The sequence below is a fragment of the Belnapia sp. genome (assembly GCF_059504005.1).
The window spans coordinates 1-4299 of the sequence record NZ_JCACHU010000088.1 but is presented as its reverse complement, the minus strand read 5'-3'; the positions used below and the strand labels follow the sequence as shown (position 1 = coordinate 4299).

The 4299-nt window shown below is 64.4% G+C and carries 4 protein-coding genes and 1 pseudogene; 4 read left to right on the top strand and 1 reads right to left on the bottom strand.

Annotated features, from left to right (window positions below):
• Positions 1 to 64: 64 nt before the first annotated feature.
• Positions 65 to 549: pseudogene (locus AC5JJ1_RS12890) on the bottom strand (transposase); the annotation flags it as partial.
• 515 nt (positions 550 to 1064) lie between these two features.
• On the opposite strand from AC5JJ1_RS12890, the gene AC5JJ1_RS12885 reads away from it, so the two are divergent.
• The 4 genes from AC5JJ1_RS12885 to tetH are packed head-to-tail and all read left to right on the top strand — an operon-like array spanning position 1065 to position 4110.
• A complete protein-coding gene (locus tag AC5JJ1_RS12885; RefSeq protein WP_495785507.1) occupies positions 1065 to 1457 on the top strand; it encodes a DUF302 domain-containing protein in 393 nt (130 codons plus the stop codon).
• Positions 1458 to 1515: 58 nt separating this feature from the next.
• Entirely contained in the window at positions 1516 to 2778 is a 1263-nt protein-coding gene (gene soxC / locus AC5JJ1_RS12880; RefSeq protein WP_495785506.1) for a sulfite dehydrogenase, read from the top strand.
• A 25-nt stretch (positions 2779 to 2803) separates the two neighbouring features.
• Positions 2804 to 3325: a c-type cytochrome gene (locus tag AC5JJ1_RS12875; RefSeq protein ID WP_495785505.1), complete on the top strand. Its 522-nt coding sequence runs from the start codon at positions 2804 to 2806 to the stop codon at positions 3323 to 3325.
• On the top strand, positions 3322 to 4110 hold the full coding sequence (gene tetH / locus AC5JJ1_RS12870; RefSeq protein WP_495785504.1) for a thiosulfate dehydrogenase: 789 nt from the start codon (positions 3322 to 3324) through the stop codon (positions 4108 to 4110). Before AC5JJ1_RS12875 ends, tetH begins: the two co-directional genes overlap by 4 nt.
• Positions 4111 to 4299 lie beyond the last annotated feature (189 nt).

Sequence of the window (4299 nt, the reverse complement as noted above, 5' to 3'; positions counted from 1 at the left end):
CGCAAGCGTGGGCAGGGACGAATGCGTCCAGGCCCCTGACCCATGCAACACGCTGCCCCGCCGTCCAACCGTCACGCCTGAGCATGATGTGGACCCGCCGGTAGCCATAGCGGATCCGCGTCTGCGCGATCTCATGCATGCGTTGCCGGATTCCGAGCCGTGGGTCCCTGGTGCCTGGCTTGCGCTGCGTCGACCGATGCTAGCGCGTCAGAGAACAGGCCCGGCGCTCGCTGGAGCCGTGGCGCGTCGCCACATGGGACACAACCCCCTTCATGAGCGCTGGCCGGGGAACCCATTTGACAGAACATCCTGCAGCACAGCCTTGTCGAGGCTGAGCTCCGCCACGAGCCGCTTGAGCCGGGCATTCTCCTCGGTCAGCTGCTTGAACTCATGGACCTGGTCCGTCTCCATCCCGGCGTACTGCTTCTTCCGGCGGTAGAAGGTTTGTTCCGAGATGCCGAGCTTACGCGTCAGCTCGGCCACCGGCAGGCCCAACTCGGCCTGCTTCAGCACCGCCACGATCTGCTCCACCGAGAACCGCCGCTTCATGGCCAATCTCCACATCCGTCATGAGGAAATCCGCTGAAAAACTAACACCAAAGCCGGACCATTTTCGCCGTGTCACCTCAGCACCTGAGCGGCGGCAATTTGGCGGTAGCCTTCCCGACACCCTTTCTACGCCAAATTCCCCCGACTCTCACAACCGCTCACAACATTTAACGGGCATTGGACGCGGGACCGACGCATGTTGCTGCAGAACAAGTCTACCATGGAGTGGGACGCAAAATGGGGCGGCTCCCTCGTCACCCCGGCATTATTCGTCAAGCTGCTAGCAGAGGGCGTTTGAAACGTCTGTGTAGGCATCTGCCTGTGTCATTCCCACGTCTGTCGGCTTCCGAATGGATTGGGGCAGAACGTGCGCGATTTACGGATCTTGTCGGCGTGATTTTGGGGAGGAACGAGCCATGAAGGACCGAGGCTTGGTGCTGAGGCGGGTGGCTGCGAGCGGCCTGCTGCTCACTGGTTTGCCCTGGACGACGACGGCGCATTCGACGGAGGCAAGCATGACCGACGCCAAGCGGCTTCAGAGTGCCTACCCTTTCGCGGACACCGTCCAGAAGTTGCGGTCGACGCTGGAGGGCAGAGGTTTCACCATCTTCGCGGCTATCGACCAGCGCGAGGCTGCCAAGTCTGTCGGTCTCGACATGCCCCCTACCACGCTCCTCGTTTACGGCAACCCAAAGGGCGGCACGCCGCTGATGATTGCGGCGCCGGATTTCGGCCTGGAGTTGCCGCTGAAGGTGCTGGTGCGGGAGGAGGCAGGGGGCAAGGTCCTGGTGGTCTACATGCCGGCCAGTTCGCTCGAGGGACGGCATGGCCTGCCGGCAGGGCTTGCCGAAAAGCTCGCCGGGGCCGAGCCGCTCATCGCCGCGGCAATAGGAGCGCCGCCCAGGTGAGCTTTGGGGCCGGAGTGGTTTCCGGCAAGCCAATCTTTCCCATGCAGGAGCAAACACTATGGACCTCACGCCTCGAGACACGGGCCCCGCGCAAGATGCTGCGGTCAGGTCGCGGCGCCGCATCTTGGCGGGCGCGGCCGGCGCCGCCATTGCAGGGCCCGCCGTCGCCGAAAGCTTGGCCGATGTGCCGCCCCGTGGTCCCGGCGCACCGCTCTCGGCGACCAGCGAGCGCTCCGAATACGTGCATATTGCGCGTATTCCAGAATCCACTCCAGGTCGCCGGCCGGTCGATCCGAGCGAGGCCATCAACTCGAAGACGCCGATGGACAAGCTTGTCGGCACGATCACGCCGGCTGACCTGCATTACGAGCGCAGTCACTCAGGCGTGCCCGACATCGACCCCGCCCAGCACCGGCTGCTCGTTCACGGCATGGTTAGGAAGGATCTCGTCTTCACCATGGATGACATCCTCGCCATGCCGTCGACGTCTCGCGTCGCCTTCCTCGAATGCACCGGGAATGGCTGGGAGAACTGGAAGCAGGCGCCGCCCGAGCTGACGGTGCAGAACACGCATGGGCTAATCAGCACGAATGAGTGGACCGGTGTCCCTTTGTCTTTCCTCATCGACGCGCTCGGCGTCGATCCTGCTTCGACATGGATGTTGGCGGAGGGCGGCGACGGGTCCGCAGTCGCGCGCAGCATCCCGCTTACCGACGAGATCATCGCCGAGGGCATGCTGGCCTATGGCCAAAACGGTGAGCCGCTGAGGCCCGCCCATGGCTTTCCACTGCGCCTGTTCCTGCCAGGGCTCGAGGGCAACCTGAACATCAAATGGCTGCGGCGGCTGAAGTTTGGCGACAGGCCGTTCATCACGCGTTGGGAGACTGCCCGCTATACGCAACTCCAGGCGGATGGCACGGCGCGCCAGTTCCAGCTCCGGCAAGAGGTAAACTCGGTGATCACCTCGCCGTCCGGGATGATGCAGGTCCAACCGGGCGCCCATCGCATTACCGGGCTCGCCTGGAGCGGCCACGGCCGCATCACGCGGGTGGAGGTCAGCACCGATGGCGCGAGGACCTGGCGTGACGCGGCGATCGCCGGACCCGCCCTGCCGAAGGCTCAGGCACGCTTCCAGGCGGACTGGGTCTGGGACGGCAAGCCAACCAAGATTTTGAGCCGCTCCACCGACGAGGAGGGCAACGTGCAACCCGATCGGGCGAGCTTCATCGCCGCCACCGGGACAAACGCCCTCTTCCATTTCAACGCCCAGCAGACCTGGGCGATCGACGCCGAAGGAAAGGTGCGCAATGTCTTGGCCTAGATCCGCCGCATGCGGCCTCGCGGCCGTGCTGACCTGCGCCATAGCGTCCTCCGCAGCGGAGCTGGGCCGCCCGGCCACCCCGGGCGAGGTTGCGCTTTGGAACATCGATGTCTTGCCCGACGGCACGGGCTTGCCGGCAGGCCGTGGTAGCGTGGCTCAAGGGCGCCAAGTCTTCGAGGAGAACTGCGCGGCCTGTCACGGTGACCGCGGCCAGGGCGGCATCGCAGACCGCCTCGAAGGCGGCCAGGGCAGCCTGACTTCGGACCATCCGGTCAAGACGGTCGGAAGCTTCTGGCCTTATGCGCCGACGCTTTTCGACTATGTGCGCCGCGCCATGCCCTACCCGGCACCGCAGACGCTCAGCGACGACGATACCTATGCCGTCGTCGCCTACATTCTGAGCCTCAATGGCATCGTGCCGGCCGATGCGACCCTTGATCGCACGAGCCTGCCGTCGGTCCGGATGCCGAACCGCGACGGCTTCGTCCCAGACCAGGAATTCCGCAGTATCCATAACTCGCGACAGTCGTCCAGGAGCAAGCCATGACGAACCTCCTCTTGCGGCCGAGGCGGCGCACCGCGCTCGGTGTCTTAAGCCAGGGTGCTCTCCTCGCCGGACTTGCCAGCTCCGCCTCGGCCGCCGTTTCGCAGGAAGCTACGACGCTAGTGAGCGAGGATCTGGAACAGCTGAAGCAGCGGCTTGCAGCCGCACCCCGTCGCCGGACCTTCGGCACGATGCCCTTCATGGTCACTTCCCGCGATCAGTGGGACTATGAAGCGGCCGAGCTGGTGCTTGCCTACCGCAACCGGGCACTGCAGGTCTGGGAATGCACCGAGATCGGCGCACCCTGGCTCAACCTGATGCGGGAGGCAATCAGCGGCCAAGTCTACGCGCATGGCAACCCTGGCTTCCTCGCCGTGGCAGCGATCCACGGGTCGGCGCATCTCGCACTCTTTAATCAGGCAGCCTGGGATACATACGGCCTTGCGACACTCTCTGGAGGAAAGGCGGCCACCAACATCTTCGTGGCGCCCAAGCTTGGAACCGCGCCATCCGACGACATTCAGAATGTCGCCGGCTATTATGGTCCAGAGAATAATAACATTCGTACCCTGCAGGAGCGAGGCGCGATCTTCATCGCCTGCCATGATTCGATCCATGCCATCTCGCGCAGCCTGCACCAGAAGGCCGGCGCATCCAGCCCCCCTGCGGATGCCATCGCTGCCGACTTGACCAATCACCTCATCCCCGGTGCCGTGCTCGTACCAAGCGTCGTCGCCTTTCTCGTTGAGCTGCAGCGCGTTGGCTTCACCTACTCGAAGGGCGACTAACTTGAGATGGCGGAACCCGCGCACGCCCTCCCTCCGATGCTCGTCGGCGGCAGCATGATGTGGCAAACTCTGCGGCATCAGGCAGCGCTGCGACAGGTAGCGATGGTTGCAGCGTTACTGCTAGCGGCCTGTAGTCGCTTTGTTGCAGCGGTCGGCGGCTTGGGCCGCTTCGGGTAGGATAAGGCCGGG